Origin of the sequence: Balneola sp. EhC07, from assembly GCF_001650905.1 — a bacterium.
GTDB lineage: Bacteria > Bacteroidota > Rhodothermia > Balneolales > Balneolaceae > Balneola.
In genome coordinates this window covers 1-15,097 of the sequence record NZ_LXYG01000009.1, presented here as the reverse complement: position 1 = coordinate 15,097, position 15,097 = coordinate 1, and the positions used below count along the sequence as shown (strand labels likewise).

Sequence of the window (15,097 nt, the reverse complement as noted above, 5' to 3'; positions counted from 1 at the left end):
CCACACAAGCAGTTTGATTGTGAGGTATATGTACTAAGCAAAGACGAAGGTGGAAGACACACGCCATTCTTCAAAGGATACCGTCCACAGTTTTACTTCCGTACAACGGATGTAACGGGCTCCTGTGAGCTTCCGAGTGGAGTGGAGATGGTGATGCCGGGAGATAATGTAAAGCTCTCTGTAACACTGATCCAGCCGGTAGCAATGGAAGAAGGCCTGCGTTTTGCGATCCGCGAAGGTGGACGTACCGTAGGTGCTGGTGTGGTAACTAAAATTTTAGACTAAAGAGGTTCTGATCCGTGGCAACACAACAAAAAATCAGAATAAAGTTGAAATCATACGATCATAACCTGATCGACAAATCAGCTGAAAAGATTATTCAGACTGTGAAATCAACCGGAGCAGTTGTATCGGGTCCAATCCCGCTACCAACGCGCAAAAGTATAATTACTGTTAACAAGTCTGTGTTCGTAGACAAAAAGTCTCGCGAGCAGTTTGAATACAGATCTCACAAACGTTTGATCGATATTCTTTCAACAGGTTCACAAACAGTAGACGCTTTGATGAAGCTTGAGCTTCCATCAGGTGTAGATGTAGAAATTAAAGTTTAACTGAAAGGATCAGAACACGATGAGTGGTTTGGTAGGAAAAAAAATTGGGATGACAAGCGTCTTTGACAGCCAGGGAAGAAGTATTCCCGTTACTGTTGTTGAAGTTCCAGCTTCTGTAATAACCCAAATCAAAACCGAAGAAACTGATGGCTACAATGCTGTTCAACTTTCTTCTTTTGACAGAAAAGCAAAGAACGTATCTAAGTCTGTAAAAGGACATTTTGATAAAGCAGGTTCAGAAACTAAAGCCGTAGTTAAAGAATTCAGAGATTTTCTTCCTGAAGGACTTGATGTAGGCGATGAGCTGAAAGCAGAAGACGTATTTCAAGTTGGCGACGTAATTGACGTTGCAGGAACTTCGAAAGGACGTGGATTCACCGGAGTTATCAAGCGACACAACTTTAGTGGTGTTGGTGATGAAACTCACGGTCAGCATAACAGATTAAGAGCTCCCGGTTCTATTGGTGGAGCTTCAGATCCTGCGCGTGTATTTAAAGGAATGAAAATGGGTGGACAGCACGGAAATACAAGAGTTAAGGTTAAGAACCTGAGTGTTGCCAAGATCATTACTGAGTCAGATTTGGTTTTGATCACCGGAGCTATTCCTGGTCCTAATGGTGGATACGTAGAATTATTATCGAAACCGTCAGCATACTAAGATCATGAAATTAGATATTTATAAAATAGACGGAAGCAAAACAAGTAAGAAAGCTGAGCTTAGCGATTCAATTTTTGCAATTGAGCCTAACGAAACTGCTTTATACGAAGATGTACGTCGTCATATGGCGAACAAACGTCAGGGAACTCACAAGACAAAAGGTCGTAGTGAAGTAACCGGTAGTACAAAGAAGATGTATCGTCAGAAAGGAACCGGTAATGCCCGTAGAGGTGATATAAAAGCTGGTATTCTTAGAGGTGGTGGAACCATGTTTGGACCACAGCCACGCGATTACAGTTTCAAATTGAATAAGAAAGTTATTCAATTGGCTAGAAAGTCAGCGCTTTCAGTAAAAGCATCTAAAGAAGCTATCACTGTTGTAAAGGACTTCACTTTTGAAGCTCCAAAAACTTCTGAAGTAGCAAATATGCTTTCATCTTTCAAATTAGATGGCAAGAAAGTATTGATCATCACTTCTGAAACAGATATGAACATTTTTAAATCTGCCAGAAATATTCTTGGAGTAAGTGTTGTAGAGGCTAACAAGCCTAATACTTACCAAATATTGAATGCAGATATGATTGTAATTCAGGAAAGCGCAGTATCTATTCTTGAATCAACAATTCAACCTAAAACTGAAGAGGCTGCAGCATGAGTATCCTAATCAGACCGGTAATTACCGAGAAATTAAGCCGCATCCAGGAAGAAAGCGGTAAAGTAACTTTTGAAGTTGCTCAAAAAGCAAACAAACCTGAGATCAAAGCTGCTGTTGAAGCAACTTATCCGGGCGTTAAAGTTGCTAAAGTGAACACAATGATTATGCCATCTAAGCCGAAAGGCAGATTTACAAAAAGTGGTTATCAGGGTGGAAGAACTAAAACCTGGAAAAAGGCAATCGTAACATTAAGAGAAGGCGAAATCGACTTCTTTGAAGAAGTATAGATCTGAATAGTTATGGCTACAAAGAAATTAAAACCAAACACTCCGGGAACCAGGCACAGAATTGCTCCTGTATTTGATGATGTTACTGTTTCATCTCCTCAAAAGAGTTTAACAGCTGGTAAGCATCAATCCGGTGGACGTAATCATCACGGTAGAAAAACATCTCGTCACAGAGGTGGAGGTCATAAGCGTAAGTACCGTATCATTGACTTCAAAAGAAACAAGTTTGATATACCGGCTAAAGTTCAAACGATCGAGTACGATCCGAACAGAACTGCCCGTATTGCACTACTTGCTTATGCTGATGGTGAAAAAAGATATATTATTGCTCCAAATGGTCTTAAAGTAGGAGATACCATTATTTCAGGAGAGAGAGTAGAGCCGGATATGGGTAATGCTCTTCAACTGAGATTTATGCCTCCGGGTACTTTTGTCCATAACATTGAATTGACTCCGGGAAGAGGTGGAATTCTTTGTAGAGGAGCAGGAACGGTTGCACAGTTGCTGGGTAAGCAGGAAAAATATGTAAGTGTGAAACTTCCTTCTGGCGAAGTTCGCATGATCTTAGGTACTTGTATGGCTACCGTTGGTACCACAAGTAATCCTGATCACATGAACACTACGAAAGGTAAAGCAGGACGTAGCCGTTGGTTGGGTCGTCGTCCTCAAACTCGTGGTGTTGCAATGAACCCGGTTGATCACCCGATGGGTGGTGGAGAAGGTAAATCTTCCGGAGGGCACCCACGTTCGCCTTGGGGACAAATGGCCAAAGGTAAGAAAACAAGAAACCGCAAGAAGTTGTCTTCTAAGTACATTATTAGAAGAAGAAAAGCTAAGAAATAAAGAAATAAAGTATGCCACGTTCATTAAAAAAAGGGCCTTTTGTAGACTACAAGCTTCAGCGTAAAATTGACGCTGCTAACGAAGCAAGTAGTAAAAAAGTGATCAAGACCTGGTCTAGATCCTCTTTAGTAACTCCGGATTTTATCGGTCTTACTATTGCAGTACATAATGGCAAACAATTCATTCCTGTTTTTATAACAGATGAGATGGTAGGACATAAGCTTGGTGAGTTTGCGGCTACAAGAACTTTCCGTGGTCACCCAATGAAAAAGGCTAAATAAGGTAATTTAGAAATGGATACACCAGTTTTAGAAGCACGCGCAGTGCAAAGACATTTAAGAAGAGCTCCTCGCAAAGTAAGATTAGTTGCTGATGCAGTAAGAGGATCTCAAGTTGACAAAGCTCTAAAGAGACTTGAATTCACAAAGAAAGGTTCAGCGGCTGAAGTTGCGAAAGTGATTAAATCAGCAGCGGCTAATTTGCGTGACAAATTTCAGGAAGAGCGTTTTGATGATGAGAACTTAGTAGTTAAAACTATCTATGTTGATGAAGGAGTAACGTTGAAAAGAATTCAGCCGGCTCCAATGGGTAGAGCTCATCGTATTAATAAACGTAGTTGCCACATCACAGTTGTTGTAGCAAAGCGTGACGAAGAAACTGTAAAAAACTAAACGGGTAGTAACTTGGGACAAAAGACAAATCCAACAGGTTTTAGATTAGGCATCATTAAAGGATGGGATTCTAACTGGTATTCAGATGATAACCAGCCAAATCTTATCATGGAAGATGAAAAGCTACGTGAGTATTTACGTGCACGTCTTCGCAATGGTGGACTATCAAACGTTATTATTGAAAGAACTCCTAAGCGTATTCTTTTAACTCTTAGAACAAGCCGTCCGGGTGTTATCATCGGTAAAGGTGGTGAGCAGATCGAATTGCTTCGTGAAGAGCTGAAAAAAATCACAAGCAAAGAAGTTCAGATCAACGTAAGTGAAATTAAAAGACCTGAGCTTGATGCGAGTTTAGTTGCACAGAATATTGGTCAACAGTTGACAAGTCGTGTTTCTTTCAGAAGAGCGATGAAAACTGCGATTGCTTCTGCAATGAGAATGGGAGCAAAAGGAATTAAAGTAAGATGTGCTGGTCGTTTGGGTGGAGCTGAAATGGCTCGTACCGAGCAGTACAAAGAAGGTCAGATTCCGTTACATACAATTAGAGCGGATATCGATTACTGGAACACAACTGCCAATACTATTTATGGTTCAATTGGTGTAAGTGTTTGGATCTTTAAAGGTGAAATTATCGGTGATGTTGATTTAACTCCTGGCGCGCAAGCAGCTAAGGAAGCAGAATCAAAAAGAGGCCGAAGAGGTGGAGACGATCGCGGTAAGAGAAACAACCGTCGTCGTAGCAGAAACCGAAATAGACAAAATAATTAACACAGCTAGATAGATAACGATGTTAGAGCCAAAAAGAGTAAAACGCCGTAGAGTACATCGCGCTAAGCTTAAAGGAAATGCGAACAGAGGACATCAAATTAATTTTGGTGATTTCGCTCTGAAAGCAATGGAACCTAAGTTTATTACGTCTCGTCAGATCGAGGCTTGCCGTATTGCTATTGCACGTTCTTTGCAGCGTGACGGGCAAACGTTCATTCGTATTTTCCCGGATCAACCAATGACAAGTAAACCAGCCGAAACTCGTATGGGTAAAGGTAAAGGTGCTTTGGATCACTGGGTTGCAGTTGTTAAGCCGGGCAGAATTTTATTTGAAATAGCCGGTGTAACTGAAGAAAGAGCTCGTGAAGCTATGCGTCGTGCATCTCACAAGCTTCCAATTAAAACTAAATTCGTAGTTCGTAGAGACTACGTAGGTAAATAGGAGGCGGTACGATGAGTAAAGCGCATGAATTAAGAGATTTATCTATTACTGAATTAAGTGCACGTTTGAAAGATGAAGCGGAAGCACTACAAAAATTAAAGTTTTCAAAATCGGTAACCGGACAGCTGGAAAATCCTGCTCGTATCACAAATCACAGACGTGAAGTTGCCAGATTGAGAACCATTATTAATGAAAAAAATAGTGCTGAATAAGCGTTAGGATCATTATGGCAGAATTAGAAAGAGCACAACGAAGAGAACGAACAGGTCGTGTTGTTAGCAACAAGATGGATAAAAGCATCACGGTTGCTGTAGATCGACAGATTAAGCATGCTATTTATGGCAAGTTTATCACCAAGACTACGAAGTACATGGCACACGACGAAAACAATGAAGCGAATATTGGGGATACGGTTCACATTATGAGTACCCGTCCTCTTTCCAAGCGCAAGACATGGCGCCTGGTATCAATCGTAGAAAAAGCTAAATAAGGACTTATAAGCGATGGTACAAACGCAAACAGTATTACAGGTAGCAGATAACAGCGGAGCTAAAAAAGTTATGTGTATCAAAGTGTTGGGAGATTCCCGCCGACGATATGCACGAGTTGGAGATCTGATCTCAGCTTCAGTAAAAACTGCACTACCAGGCGGTAACGTTAAGAAAGGTGACGTTGTAAAAGCCGTAATAGTTAGAACTAAAAAAGAGTACCGCAGAAAGGATGGTAGTTACATCCGTTTTGATGAAAATGCTGCGGTAGTAATTAACAAAGACCAAGAGCCTGTAGGCACACGTATTTTTGGACCTGTTGCTCGCGAATTGCGAGAAAAGAGTTTCATGAAGATTGTGTCACTAGCTCCGGAAGTACTTTAAAGAGGTTAGAGTAATGCCACGAAGGTTTAATAAACAAAAGAAATTGCACGTAAAGAAAGGCGACGAAGTTAAAATTCTCGCTGGTAAAGATATTGGTGAAACAGGCCGTGTGCTTATGGTTTACCCAGACAAGGAAAGAGTTCTTGTTGAAGGTATAAACATGAAAACACACCATGACAAACCATCTCAGGAAAACCAGCAAGGTGGTCGCTTAAAAAGAGAGGGTTCAGTACACATTTCAAATGTTCAAGTAATTGACCCTACAACAAAAGAACCAACAAGAATTGGTCGCAAGCGAATTGAAGAAGATGGCGGTGGCCGTTGGGTTCGTTATGCTAAGGCCAGTGGCGAAATTTTGGATAAATAATTTAGTGTGAAATAAAATGGCTGAAGCAAGACTATACACACAATACAAAGAAGAAATTACTTCGAAGTTGACCGAAGAGTTTGGATACGAGAACAAAATGAGTCTCCCCAAACTTCAAAAAATAGTGATCAACGTAGGAGTAGGGGAAGCAATTCAAGACAAGAAAGTACTTGATACTGTTGTTGAGAATATTGCGCAAATAACAGGTCAGATGCCTGTTAAAACCAAGGCTAAGAAATCGATCTCGAACTTTAAGTTGAGAGAAGGAATGCCAATTGGTTGTAAAGTTACTTTGCGCGGTAGAATCATGTTTGAATTCCTGGACCGTTTGGTAAATTTAGCTTTACCGAGAACTCGTGACTTTCAAGGAGTTCCTGATAAAAGCTTTGATGGACGCGGTAATTATACAATGGGAATTAAAGAACACACGATCTTCCCTGAGATTGATACAGATAAGGTTTCAAAAATGCACGGTATGGATGTGACTTTTGTAACCTCCGCAGAAACTGACGAAGAAGCATACGCTTTGCTTAAGCATTTCGGTATGCCATTCAAAAACAGAAATTAAGAGATACTCTATTATGGCTAAGAAAGCTTGGATAGCACGTAACGAAAAACGTAAAAAAACAGTAGAAAAATACGCTGAGAAAAGGAAAGCTTTGAAGGAAGCCGGCGATTATGAAGGTTTGCAAAAACTTCCCAGAAATGCTAGTCCTACTCGTGTAAGAAACCGTTGTAGCATAACCGGACGTAGCCGTGGTTACGTTGGTCGCTATGGAGTATCTAGAATTAAATTCCGTGAATTGGCTTTAGCTGGTAAGATACCAGGCGTTAGAAAAGCCAGCTGGTAAACATTATATCTGAAGAGAAATGAACGATCCGATAGCAGATTTTTTAACACGTATTCGAAATGCCCAAACTGCAGGGCATCGTAAAGTTGATGTTCCAGCTTCAAAGCTGAAAAGAGCAATGGCCAAGATCTTAGTTGATAAAGGTTACATCTCAAAGTTCATCAATATTGAAGATGGTAAGCAAGGTGTTATCAGAATGTTCCTTAAGTACGATTCTTATGGACATCCTGTAATTAAAGACTTAACACGCTTCTCAAAGCCGGGATTAAGAGTATATAAAGGTTCCAGTGATGTTCCTCGTGCTCAGAATGGTTTGGGAGTAGTGATCTTATCTACTTCAAAAGGTGTGATGACAGATAAAGAAGCTCGCAAGCTGAAAGTTGGCGGCGAGATACTTTGCACGATTTATTAAAACAGAGTTTAGATTATGTCTCGAATAGGAAAATTACCTGTACCACTTACCGAAAAAGTTGATTTTAGCATTGGTGCTGACAACATGATTACTGTAAAAGGTGATAAAGGTACCAGTACGCTTAAAATTCATCCGAATATTTCGGTTGAGAAAAATGAAAACGAAGTTATTGTAAAAAGAGCAAGCGATATTAAAGAAGACAGAGCTCTTCATGGTTTATATCGTGCTTTGATCAACAACATGGTTGTTGGAGTAACTGAAGGTTATACAAAAAAATTAGAGATCTACGGAGTTGGTTTTAGAGCTGCAATGAGTGGCGACCTATTAGAACTTAACTTGGGTTATTCTCATCCGATTTTCTTTGTACCACCAGAAGGGATCTCAATTGAAGTTGACACAAAAACAAGTAAGCAACCGATCCTGGTTATTTCAGGAATTGACAAAGAATTAGTAGGTCAGGTTGCCGCAAAAATTCGCTCATTCAGAAAGCCGGAACCATACAAAGGTAAAGGTATCAGATATTATGGTGAGCAGATCAGACGTAAAGCCGGTAAATCAGCTGCTAAATAAGGAATTTTGATATGAACAAGTCTCAAAAAAAAACAGCACGTAGAAATAAGATAAGACGCAGAATCAGTTCTACTATTCGTGGAACAGCAGAACGTCCAAGACTATGTGTTTACAAAAGTAACAGCAACACCTACCTTCAGATAATTAACGACATGGAAGGCGCTACTTTGGCGGCTACTGAAGTTAAGAAAGGGGTAGAGAATGCTAAGAAAGCGGGCGAAGATATTGCAAAGCTTGCTAAAGAAAATGGAATTACTAAAGTAGTATTCGACAGAAGCGGATACAAATATCATGGAATCATCAAAGCAGCTGCCGATGGCGCTCGCGATGGTGGTCTTCAGTTTTAATCGAACGGTTTAAACAATGCCTAAAGTAAGAAGAAAACAATCTGTACCAGCTGCGAACCTTAACTTGGAAGAAAAGTTAGTTCACGTTAACCGTGTATCTAAAGTAGTTAAAGGTGGTCGTAGATTTAGTTTTAACGCCATTGTTGTAGTTGGTGATGGAAACGGTGTATGCGGTCATGGTCTTGGAAAAGCAAATGAAGTTTCTGATGCTATCCAAAAAGGTTTTGATAATGCAAAAAAGAACCTGATCCGAATTCCACTAACAAAAACAAAGAGTATTTACCATCCGGTAGTTGGTAAAGCAGGAGCAGGAAAAGTGTTGTTACGTCCTGCATCTGATGGTACCGGTGTAATTGCAGGTGGAGCGGTTAAGAATTTACTGGATGTTGCAGGTGTACATAACATTCTGTCAAAATCTCAGGGTTCTTCAAACCCACACAACATGGTAAAAGCTGCTTTTAAAGCTCTTAGCGAATTAACCGATCCGGTTGAAGTTGCTAAAAGAAGAGGCGTTTCACTTAACAAAGTATTTGAAGGTTAATACCTAATTAATTTTGATCATGGATCTACATAATTTAAAAGCTCCGGCTCCGAATAATAAGAACAGAAAACGCGTAGGTCGCGGTGAAGGATCTGGACACGGTGAACAATCAGGTCGTGGACATAACGGACAAAAATCACGTTCCGGTTTTAAAAGACGTCCTTGGTTTGAAGGTGGTCAGATGCCACTTCAAAGACGAATTCCTAAGTTTGGATTTACAAACCCGAACAGATCAGAATCACGTCCTTTGAATGTTCAAACTGTTGGTGAATTCATTGAAGCTGGAAAGCTTGGTGCAACTATTACAATTTCAGATTTAGTTGCAGCAGGATTAGCTCATAAGAACGACCATATTAAGTTGCTTGGAAGAGGCGAAATATCTACAAAAGTAGAAATTGAAGTTCATGCTGCTAGTAAATCAGCTGTTGAGTTGATTGAAAAAGCTGGTGGAAAAGTAAACGTAATCTAAAACTAATTAATCGGACCTAAGGGCTAATGAGTCTTATAGAAAACTTCCGCAATATTTTTAAAATCGAGGACCTGAAGAACCGAATTCTGTATACGATCGGTATATTGATGGTCTACAGAGTTGGTAGTTACATTACACTACCGGGTGTAGATGCCTCTGCACTTATAGCAGGAGCGGGAGATGCTTCGAGTTTATTAGGATTATTTGACCTGTTTGTAGGTGGTGCCTTTTCGCGAGCGGGTGTGTTTGCGTTGGGAATCATGCCTTACATTACGGCATCGATTATCATTCAGCTTGCAGGAGCAATTGTGCCTTACTTCCAGAAACTTCAAAGAGAAGGTGAAGAAGGACGGCGTAAGATCACACAGCTTACACGATATGGAACGGTAGTAATTACAGCATTTCAGGCAATAGCATTCTCAATCAATTTGATTGCGACAGCACCACAAGCCATCGTAGTAAATGAATTTGCATTCACTTTAACTGCAATGATCGTATTGACCGCGGGAACAGTATTTGTGATGTGGTTAGGAGAAAGAATTACGGATCGTGGGATAGGAAATGGTATTTCATTGATCATTATGATCGGTATCATTGCGATACTACCTGCAAACTTCTACAACGAAGTTACTACTAAGACGAACTTAATTTTAGTAATTATTGAATTGGCTGCGTTGATCGTAGTAATTGCAGCGGTTGTAATGCTGACTCAGGGCGTTCGTAAGATTCCTGTTCAGTACGCAAAAAGAGTGGTTGGACGTAAAGTATACGGAGGCACAACTCAGTACTTGCCGCTTAAGGTAAATGCTGCGGGTGTAATGCCGATCATCTTTGCGCAGTCCATCATGTTTATTCCGAGTACTATCGGACAGTTTTTTCCTGAAAATGAAACGGTACAATTTTTAACTGCATGGTCTGCTGATTTTACAGGCTGGACGTACTCAATCATTTTCTTTTTCATCTGTGTGTTTTTCACATTTTTCTATACAGCTATCGCCATTAATCCGAAAGAGATGGCAGATACTATGAAAAGACAAGGTGGTTTTATTCCTGGTGTACGCCCGGGTAAATCTACTGTAGAGTTCATTGATAATATATTGACAAAGATCACATTACCGGGATCTATATTTCTATCATTGGTAGCAATTCTTCCAGCCATTGCAACGAATCTTCTTGGAGTTACTCCGGGATTTGCATTGTTCTATGGTGGAACAAGCCTTTTAATTATTGTTGGTGTGGCATTAGATACACTTCAGCAAATTGAGAGTCACCTCATGATGCGTCATTACGACGGATTTATGAAGACCGGAAAGATTAAAGGCCGAAGAAGAGCATAACAATGATTTACCTGAAGAGTGAAAATGAGATAGAAAAGATGCGCGAAAGTGCTCTGCTCGTCTCACGAACACTTGCTGAAGTAGGTAGATTAATTGAACCGGGGGTTGAAACCGGAAAGTTAGATTTAGTAGCAGAAGAGTATATTGCAAAGCATAATGCTCGTCCGGCTTTTAAAGGATACGGTCCTAAAGGAAATGAATTTCCGGGGACATTATGTATCTCGATAAATGATGAAGTTGTTCATGGAATTCCGGGAAGCAGAAAGCTTGAAGAAGGCGATATTGTTTCTGTGGATTGCGGAGTAGAAATGAACGGTTATTTTGGTGATCATGCATTTACTTTCGCAGTTGGCGATTGTGATGATGATACGATTCGATTGTTAAGAGTTACACTCGAATCATTATATAAAGGAATTGAGCAGGCAACTCACGGCAATAAGATGGGTGATGTTGCAAATGCGATCCAGGTCCATAATGAAAGTCATGGATTTGGAGTAGTAAAAGACTTAGTTGGACATGGGATTGGAAAATCCCTTCACGAAGATCCTTCAGTACCAAATTATGGTAGAAAAGGAAAAGGTGAACGACTAAGAGAAGGAATGACTCTCGCAATTGAGCCTATGATTACCATGGGATCATGGAGAGTTAAGACATTGAATGATGGTTGGACAGTTTGTACAGCCGATGGGAGCCTGGCAGCTCATTTCGAACACGATATTGTAGTTCGGGAAGGAAAAGCTGAAATTCTCAGTACTTTTGATTATATTGCTGAGCTCTCACAGAAACATGAAAAAATAATGACACATGGCTAAACAAGAGCCCATTAAACAAGACGGAGTAATTTTAGAAGCATTGCCTAATGCCCAGTTCAGGGTAGAGTTGGATAATGGACATGAATTACTTGCGCATGTTTCAGGAAAAATGAGAATGTATTACATAAAAATATTACCTGGTGATCGTGTGGCGGTAGAAATGTCTCCGTACGATCTTAGTAAGGGTAGAATCACTTACAGATACAAATAAGGTAGATATGAAAACAAGATCTTCAGTTAAGAAAAGAAGTTCAGACGACAAGATCGTTAGACGTAAAGGTCGTTTGTACGTAATAAACAAGAAAAACCCGCGCCATAAGCAGCGTCAAGGTTAATATAATAGCATTTATATATGGCACGTATTGCTGGAATTGACTTACCAAAACAAAAACGAGGCGTTATAGGCCTTACTTATATTCATGGAATAGGATTAACTACTTCGAGACAGTTGCTCGAAAGAGTAGGAATTGATCCGGATACCAAAGTTCAGGATTGGGATGAAGCTCAAGTAATTGAGTTACGTCAAATTTTGGATGATGAATTTAAAGTAGAAGGTGCGTTACGAAGTGAAGTAAATGGGAACATCAGACGTCTGATAGAAATTGGAAGTTATAGAGGTGTTCGTCATCGTAGAGGACTGCCGGTAAGAGGGCAGCGTACACAAACTAATGCGCGTACCCGTAAAGGTAAAAAGCGTACAGTTGCTGGTAAAAAGAAAGTAACGAAATAACAGAGTTTAATTATGGCTAAGAATCAATCAAAAACTTCAGGTGCAGCTTCTAAAAGAAAAAAGAAGAAGCAGGTAACTGATCCTAACGGAATGGCTTTTGTAAAAGCTACTTTCAATAATGTAATTGTTACTATTACTGATGCCGACGGAAACGTGCTGGCTTGGTCGTCTGCAGGTAAAGAAGGTTTTAAAGGCTCAAGGAAAAATACTCCTTATGCCGCTCAGTTAAGTGCTGAAACAGCATCAAAAACAGCTTATGAAATGGGGCTTCGTAAAGTTGAAGTGTTCGTTAAAGGACCGGGTTCTGGTCGTGAAGCAGCTGTTAGAGCAATGTCTAGTGCTGGTTTGGATGTGTCTTCAATTAAAGACCGTACTCCAATCCCACACAATGGATGTCGCCCACCGAAACGTAGAAGAGTTTAATTAGTAAGTCTATTTATAATGGCAAGATATAGAGGCCCAAAACAGAAAAAAGCTAGACGATTCAAAGAAGCAATCTTTGGACCTAGTAAAGCATTAGAGCGTAAACCTTACGGTCCGGGACAGCATGGTAGATCCCGTTTTAACAGAAAATCGGAATACGCAATTCAGCTTGAAGAAAAGCAGAAGGCAAAGTACACTTATGGATTACTGGAAAAACAATTCCGCAATTTGTATGAAGCTGCTAGTGCTAAGGAAGGCGTAACCGGTGAGATTCTGCTTCAACTTTTGGAAAGCAGATTGGATAACACAGTCTTCAGAATGGGTTTTGCAAAAACCAGAAGACAAGCTCGTCAGTTGGTAAGCCATAAGCATATTGTTGTAAACGGTGGAGTATTAAATATTCCGTCTTACGCAGTAAAGCCAAATGATGTGATTTCATTGAGACCTAAATCAAGAAATCTTGAAGTTGTAGAAGATGCTCTTGACGGTGCATCCAGAAACAAATACAAATGGGTTGAGACTGACGTTAAATCCCGAACAGGTAAGATGTTATACGTTCCAACAATGGAAGAAATACCTGAAAACATAAATGTTCAGCTTATTGTTGAGCTTTATTCTAAGTAATTCTAAAATTTTATTTTTGATATGAGCAATTACAGTATCCAAATGCCAGACAGTTTAGATGTCGTTAAAGATGACGACAGCTTTGGTACGTTTGTACTTCAACCGATGGAAAGAGGATTTGGTGTAACAATTGGTAACTCTTTTAGAAGAGTACTTCTTTCATCTCTTCCCGGAATCGCTATCACAGCCGTTAAAATTAACGGTGTTGATCATGAGTATTCCAGCATCAAAGGCGTTAAGGAAGATGTATACGAAATCATTTTGAACTTCAAGCAGGTTCGCTTTAAGCAAGTTGAGCAAAGCAGTGGTGTAATTCACATTTCTAAGAAAAGTGGATCTACATTAACAGCAAAAGACATTGCAGATGCAACTGCAGAATATGAAGTATTAAATCCGGATCTAGTGATCGCGCACTTAGCTGACGATGCAGAGCTGGAAATTGAACTTCGTGTTGGAAGAGGAAGAGGTTACGTTCCTGCAGAAGAAATGACTGTGGAAGATGATGATGTAAACGTTATTCCAATCGATGCAATTTTCACTCCTATCAAATCAGTTAAGTTTGATGTTGAGAACGTTCGTGTTGGACAAAGAACGGATTACGAAAAACTTGTAATGGACGTTGAAACTGACGGATCAGTAAATGCCAAAGAAGCTCTTACTATTGCAGGTAAGATTTTGAAAGAGCATATCGAAAAGTTCATTACTGAAAAAATTGAAGAGCAATTCACTCAGGAAGAAGAAGAAGTGGATGCTGAAAAACAGCGTGTTGCTAACCTGCTTCGAACAAGTATAGAAGATCTGAACTTAAGTGTTCGTGCTTACAACTGTTTGAAGTCAGCAAACATCAATTCAATTGGTGAGCTAGTAGCTCGTGACGAACAAGATCTTTTAAAATTCCGAAACTTTGGTAAGAAGTCATTGACTGAGCTTCAGGAAGTTATTGAAGAGAAGAATCTTCAGTTCGGAATGGATGTATCAAAATTTTTAGACTAAGCGGTAGAGGATTAAACAATGCGCCATAGAGTAAAAGGTAGAAAATTAAGCCGTACGGCAGCACATAGAAAAGCCACAATGAGAGCTTTATCTATGGCTCTTATCAGAGAGCATAGAATCAGCACTACCGTTGCAAAAGCAAAAGAACTTCGAGGATTTATTGAGCCTCTTATTACAAGAGCCAAAGAAGATTCTCATCACAACAGAAAGCAAGTCTTTTCTTCGCTACAAAACAAGGATGCTGTAACTCAATTGTTTACAGAAATAGGTCCTAAAGTTGGAGACAGGCCCGGAGGATATACACGTGTTATCAAAACCGGATATCGTCAGGGTGATGCTGCTGAGATGGCAATTATTGAACTAGTAGATTTCAATGACGTTGCACCAGAAGGCGGTAAAACTACCAAGAAGAAGAGAACTCGTAGAGCTGGAAAATCTAACACTCCTACAAGTGCTGTAGCTGAAGAAACTAAATCTGAAGTTGCAGAAGAGGAGAAGCAAGAAGTAGTTGCTGAAGCTGAGGTTGAAGAAACATCAGAGAAGGAAACAGAAGCAACTGAAGAGTCTAACGAAGAAGAAAAGAAGTAATTCTTTCTAAGAAAATTTAAGAAGTGTATGGTATTTTATCAGGCACTTCTTTTTTTATGCGTTGTATTTGATAAGGAAACGCATGATGTCAAAAAAAAGTGAAAATATTTCAAATAAAACTGGCATCAAATCTAAACATCCCTTATCTTTGGTTTCTGTCGCAAAAGCGAAATTTGTGACGCAGTTCTTTGGAAATTATTGAAGCATAAGACAGATTGTTTGTGCG

Annotated in this window: 29 protein-coding genes and 1 pseudogene; all 30 read left to right on the top strand. The window is 39.9% G+C overall.

What is annotated here, in order from left to right; translation table 11 throughout:
• A pseudogene (gene tuf / locus A8B79_RS04105) lies at nt 1–285 on the top strand (elongation factor Tu); the annotation flags it as partial.
• A gap of 14 nt (nt 286–299) precedes the next feature.
• A complete protein-coding gene (gene rpsJ / locus A8B79_RS04100) occupies nt 300–611 on the top strand; it encodes a 30S ribosomal protein S10 (protein WP_018128596.1) in 312 nt (103 codons plus the stop codon).
• 19 nt (nt 612–630) lie between these two features.
• On the top strand, nt 631–1,269 hold the full coding sequence (gene rplC, locus A8B79_RS04095) for a 50S ribosomal protein L3 (protein WP_066218343.1): 639 nt from the start codon (nt 631–633) through the stop codon (nt 1,267–1,269).
• Between the two features lie 4 nt (nt 1,270–1,273).
• Nucleotides 1,274–1,924 (top strand): 50S ribosomal protein L4, encoded by a 651-nt coding sequence (gene rplD, locus A8B79_RS04090; protein WP_066218340.1) that lies wholly within the window; start codon nt 1,274–1,276, stop codon nt 1,922–1,924.
• Nucleotides 1,921–2,211: a 50S ribosomal protein L23 gene (rplW, locus tag A8B79_RS04085; RefSeq protein ID WP_066218335.1), complete on the top strand. Its 291-nt coding sequence runs from the start codon at nt 1,921–1,923 to the stop codon at nt 2,209–2,211. The genes rplD and rplW overlap by 4 nt, the downstream gene beginning before the upstream one ends.
• Nucleotides 2,212–2,223: 12 nt before the next feature.
• The gene (rplB, locus tag A8B79_RS04080; RefSeq protein WP_066218333.1) at nt 2,224–3,054 is read left to right on the top strand and encodes a 50S ribosomal protein L2; all 831 of its coding nucleotides are present in this window, start codon (nt 2,224–2,226) and stop codon (nt 3,052–3,054) included.
• Nucleotides 3,055–3,065: 11 nt separating this feature from the next.
• Nucleotides 3,066–3,335: a 30S ribosomal protein S19 gene (rpsS, locus tag A8B79_RS04075; RefSeq protein WP_066218330.1), complete on the top strand. Its 270-nt coding sequence runs from the start codon at nt 3,066–3,068 to the stop codon at nt 3,333–3,335.
• A 12-nt stretch (nt 3,336–3,347) separates the two neighbouring features.
• On the top strand, nt 3,348–3,725 hold the full coding sequence (gene rplV / locus A8B79_RS04070; RefSeq protein ID WP_066218327.1) for a 50S ribosomal protein L22: 378 nt from the start codon (nt 3,348–3,350) through the stop codon (nt 3,723–3,725).
• A gap of 12 nt (nt 3,726–3,737) precedes the next feature.
• On the top strand, nt 3,738–4,493 hold the full coding sequence (gene rpsC / locus A8B79_RS04065; RefSeq protein WP_066218325.1) for a 30S ribosomal protein S3: 756 nt from the start codon (nt 3,738–3,740) through the stop codon (nt 4,491–4,493).
• A gap of 19 nt (nt 4,494–4,512) precedes the next feature.
• Complete coding sequence (rplP, locus tag A8B79_RS04060) at nt 4,513–4,935, top strand: 50S ribosomal protein L16 (protein WP_066218323.1); 423 nt, start codon at nt 4,513–4,515, stop codon at nt 4,933–4,935.
• Between the two features lie 11 nt (nt 4,936–4,946).
• Entirely contained in the window at nt 4,947–5,147 is a 201-nt protein-coding gene (gene rpmC / locus A8B79_RS04055) for a 50S ribosomal protein L29 (RefSeq protein WP_066218320.1), read from the top strand.
• Nucleotides 5,148–5,161: 14 nt separating this feature from the next.
• Complete coding sequence (gene rpsQ, locus A8B79_RS04050) at nt 5,162–5,425, top strand: 30S ribosomal protein S17 (RefSeq protein ID WP_066218317.1); 264 nt, start codon at nt 5,162–5,164, stop codon at nt 5,423–5,425.
• Between the two features lie 13 nt (nt 5,426–5,438).
• Nucleotides 5,439–5,807, top strand: coding sequence for a 50S ribosomal protein L14 (gene rplN, locus A8B79_RS04045; protein WP_066218312.1), 369 nt, complete (start codon nt 5,439–5,441; stop codon nt 5,805–5,807).
• 13 nt (nt 5,808–5,820) lie between these two features.
• Entirely contained in the window at nt 5,821–6,174 is a 354-nt protein-coding gene (gene rplX / locus A8B79_RS04040) for a 50S ribosomal protein L24 (protein WP_066218309.1), read from the top strand.
• Between the two features lie 16 nt (nt 6,175–6,190).
• Entirely contained in the window at nt 6,191–6,742 is a 552-nt protein-coding gene (gene rplE, locus A8B79_RS04035) for a 50S ribosomal protein L5 (protein WP_066218306.1), read from the top strand.
• Between the two features lie 13 nt (nt 6,743–6,755).
• Nucleotides 6,756–7,025 carry a 30S ribosomal protein S14 gene (rpsN, locus tag A8B79_RS04030; protein WP_066218303.1) on the top strand — a complete coding sequence of 90 codons (270 nt, stop codon included), beginning with the start codon at nt 6,756–6,758 and terminating at the stop codon, nt 7,023–7,025.
• Nucleotides 7,026–7,044: 19 nt separating this feature from the next.
• Nucleotides 7,045–7,437 (top strand): 30S ribosomal protein S8, encoded by a 393-nt coding sequence (rpsH, locus tag A8B79_RS04025; protein WP_066218300.1) that lies wholly within the window; start codon nt 7,045–7,047, stop codon nt 7,435–7,437.
• Nucleotides 7,438–7,452: 15 nt separating this feature from the next.
• Complete coding sequence (gene rplF, locus A8B79_RS04020) at nt 7,453–8,007, top strand: 50S ribosomal protein L6 (RefSeq protein WP_066218297.1); 555 nt, start codon at nt 7,453–7,455, stop codon at nt 8,005–8,007.
• An 11-nt stretch (nt 8,008–8,018) separates the two neighbouring features.
• Nucleotides 8,019–8,354, top strand: a complete 336-nt coding sequence (gene rplR / locus A8B79_RS04015) for a 50S ribosomal protein L18 (protein WP_066218294.1) — start codon at nt 8,019–8,021, stop codon at nt 8,352–8,354.
• A 16-nt stretch (nt 8,355–8,370) separates the two neighbouring features.
• Entirely contained in the window at nt 8,371–8,895 is a 525-nt protein-coding gene (rpsE, locus tag A8B79_RS04010; RefSeq protein ID WP_066218292.1) for a 30S ribosomal protein S5, read from the top strand.
• A gap of 19 nt (nt 8,896–8,914) precedes the next feature.
• Nucleotides 8,915–9,364: a 50S ribosomal protein L15 gene (gene rplO / locus A8B79_RS04005; protein ID WP_066218289.1), complete on the top strand. Its 450-nt coding sequence runs from the start codon at nt 8,915–8,917 to the stop codon at nt 9,362–9,364.
• Between the two features lie 26 nt (nt 9,365–9,390).
• Nucleotides 9,391–10,701, top strand: coding sequence for a preprotein translocase subunit SecY (gene secY, locus A8B79_RS04000; protein WP_066218286.1), 1,311 nt, complete (start codon nt 9,391–9,393; stop codon nt 10,699–10,701).
• 2 nt (nt 10,702–10,703) lie between these two features.
• On the top strand, nt 10,704–11,513 hold the full coding sequence (gene map, locus A8B79_RS03995; protein ID WP_066218283.1) for a type I methionyl aminopeptidase: 810 nt from the start codon (nt 10,704–10,706) through the stop codon (nt 11,511–11,513).
• Nucleotides 11,506–11,724 carry a translation initiation factor IF-1 gene (gene infA / locus A8B79_RS03990; RefSeq protein WP_066218278.1) on the top strand — a complete coding sequence of 73 codons (219 nt, stop codon included), beginning with the start codon at nt 11,506–11,508 and terminating at the stop codon, nt 11,722–11,724. Before map ends, infA begins: the two co-directional genes overlap by 8 nt.
• A gap of 7 nt (nt 11,725–11,731) precedes the next feature.
• Nucleotides 11,732–11,848: a 50S ribosomal protein L36 gene (gene rpmJ / locus A8B79_RS15850; protein WP_071594720.1), complete on the top strand. Its 117-nt coding sequence runs from the start codon at nt 11,732–11,734 to the stop codon at nt 11,846–11,848.
• Nucleotides 11,849–11,865: 17 nt separating this feature from the next.
• The gene (gene rpsM, locus A8B79_RS03985; protein ID WP_066218275.1) at nt 11,866–12,243 is read left to right on the top strand and encodes a 30S ribosomal protein S13; all 378 of its coding nucleotides are present in this window, start codon (nt 11,866–11,868) and stop codon (nt 12,241–12,243) included.
• A gap of 12 nt (nt 12,244–12,255) precedes the next feature.
• Complete coding sequence (gene rpsK / locus A8B79_RS03980; protein ID WP_066218272.1) at nt 12,256–12,666, top strand: 30S ribosomal protein S11; 411 nt, start codon at nt 12,256–12,258, stop codon at nt 12,664–12,666.
• 18 nt (nt 12,667–12,684) lie between these two features.
• Nucleotides 12,685–13,290, top strand: coding sequence for a 30S ribosomal protein S4 (rpsD, locus tag A8B79_RS03975; protein ID WP_066218269.1), 606 nt, complete (start codon nt 12,685–12,687; stop codon nt 13,288–13,290).
• Nucleotides 13,291–13,311: 21 nt separating this feature from the next.
• The gene (locus A8B79_RS03970; RefSeq protein WP_066218266.1) at nt 13,312–14,283 is read left to right on the top strand and encodes a DNA-directed RNA polymerase subunit alpha; all 972 of its coding nucleotides are present in this window, start codon (nt 13,312–13,314) and stop codon (nt 14,281–14,283) included.
• Nucleotides 14,284–14,301: 18 nt separating this feature from the next.
• Complete coding sequence (gene rplQ / locus A8B79_RS16370; RefSeq protein WP_066218263.1) at nt 14,302–14,871, top strand: 50S ribosomal protein L17; 570 nt, start codon at nt 14,302–14,304, stop codon at nt 14,869–14,871.
• The last annotated feature ends 226 nt before the right edge of the window (nt 14,872–15,097 follow it).

Coding starts and splice junctions, on each gene's coding strand:
- infA (WP_066218278.1), top strand. CDS start 11,506: ATGGCTAAACAAGAGCCCATTAAACAAGACGGAGTAATTTTAGAAGCA.
- rpsQ (WP_066218317.1), top strand. CDS start 5,162: ATGGCAGAATTAGAAAGAGCACAACGAAGAGAACGAACAGGTCGTGTT.
- rpsD (WP_066218269.1), top strand. CDS start 12,685: ATGGCAAGATATAGAGGCCCAAAACAGAAAAAAGCTAGACGATTCAAA.
- rplO (WP_066218289.1), top strand. CDS start 8,915: ATGGATCTACATAATTTAAAAGCTCCGGCTCCGAATAATAAGAACAGA.
- A8B79_RS03970 (WP_066218266.1), top strand. CDS start 13,312: ATGAGCAATTACAGTATCCAAATGCCAGACAGTTTAGATGTCGTTAAA.
- rplF (WP_066218297.1), top strand. CDS start 7,453: ATGTCTCGAATAGGAAAATTACCTGTACCACTTACCGAAAAAGTTGAT.
- rpmC (WP_066218320.1), top strand. CDS start 4,947: ATGAGTAAAGCGCATGAATTAAGAGATTTATCTATTACTGAATTAAGT.
- rplV (WP_066218327.1), top strand. CDS start 3,348: ATGGATACACCAGTTTTAGAAGCACGCGCAGTGCAAAGACATTTAAGA.
- rplB (WP_066218333.1), top strand. CDS start 2,224: ATGGCTACAAAGAAATTAAAACCAAACACTCCGGGAACCAGGCACAGA.
- rpsS (WP_066218330.1), top strand. CDS start 3,066: ATGCCACGTTCATTAAAAAAAGGGCCTTTTGTAGACTACAAGCTTCAG.
- rpmJ (WP_071594720.1), top strand. CDS start 11,732: ATGAAAACAAGATCTTCAGTTAAGAAAAGAAGTTCAGACGACAAGATC.
- rpsE (WP_066218292.1), top strand. CDS start 8,371: ATGCCTAAAGTAAGAAGAAAACAATCTGTACCAGCTGCGAACCTTAAC.
- rplE (WP_066218306.1), top strand. CDS start 6,191: ATGGCTGAAGCAAGACTATACACACAATACAAAGAAGAAATTACTTCG.
- rplQ (WP_066218263.1), top strand. CDS start 14,302: ATGCGCCATAGAGTAAAAGGTAGAAAATTAAGCCGTACGGCAGCACAT.
- secY (WP_066218286.1), top strand. CDS start 9,391: ATGAGTCTTATAGAAAACTTCCGCAATATTTTTAAAATCGAGGACCTG.
- map (WP_066218283.1), top strand. CDS start 10,704: ATGATTTACCTGAAGAGTGAAAATGAGATAGAAAAGATGCGCGAAAGT.
- rplR (WP_066218294.1), top strand. CDS start 8,019: ATGAACAAGTCTCAAAAAAAAACAGCACGTAGAAATAAGATAAGACGC.
- rplW (WP_066218335.1), top strand. CDS start 1,921: ATGAGTATCCTAATCAGACCGGTAATTACCGAGAAATTAAGCCGCATC.
- rpsK (WP_066218272.1), top strand. CDS start 12,256: ATGGCTAAGAATCAATCAAAAACTTCAGGTGCAGCTTCTAAAAGAAAA.
- rplD (WP_066218340.1), top strand. CDS start 1,274: ATGAAATTAGATATTTATAAAATAGACGGAAGCAAAACAAGTAAGAAA.
- rplX (WP_066218309.1), top strand. CDS start 5,821: ATGCCACGAAGGTTTAATAAACAAAAGAAATTGCACGTAAAGAAAGGC.
- rplP (WP_066218323.1), top strand. CDS start 4,513: ATGTTAGAGCCAAAAAGAGTAAAACGCCGTAGAGTACATCGCGCTAAG.
- rplC (WP_066218343.1), top strand. CDS start 631: ATGAGTGGTTTGGTAGGAAAAAAAATTGGGATGACAAGCGTCTTTGAC.
- rplN (WP_066218312.1), top strand. CDS start 5,439: ATGGTACAAACGCAAACAGTATTACAGGTAGCAGATAACAGCGGAGCT.
- rpsN (WP_066218303.1), top strand. CDS start 6,756: ATGGCTAAGAAAGCTTGGATAGCACGTAACGAAAAACGTAAAAAAACA.
- rpsM (WP_066218275.1), top strand. CDS start 11,866: ATGGCACGTATTGCTGGAATTGACTTACCAAAACAAAAACGAGGCGTT.
- rpsH (WP_066218300.1), top strand. CDS start 7,045: ATGAACGATCCGATAGCAGATTTTTTAACACGTATTCGAAATGCCCAA.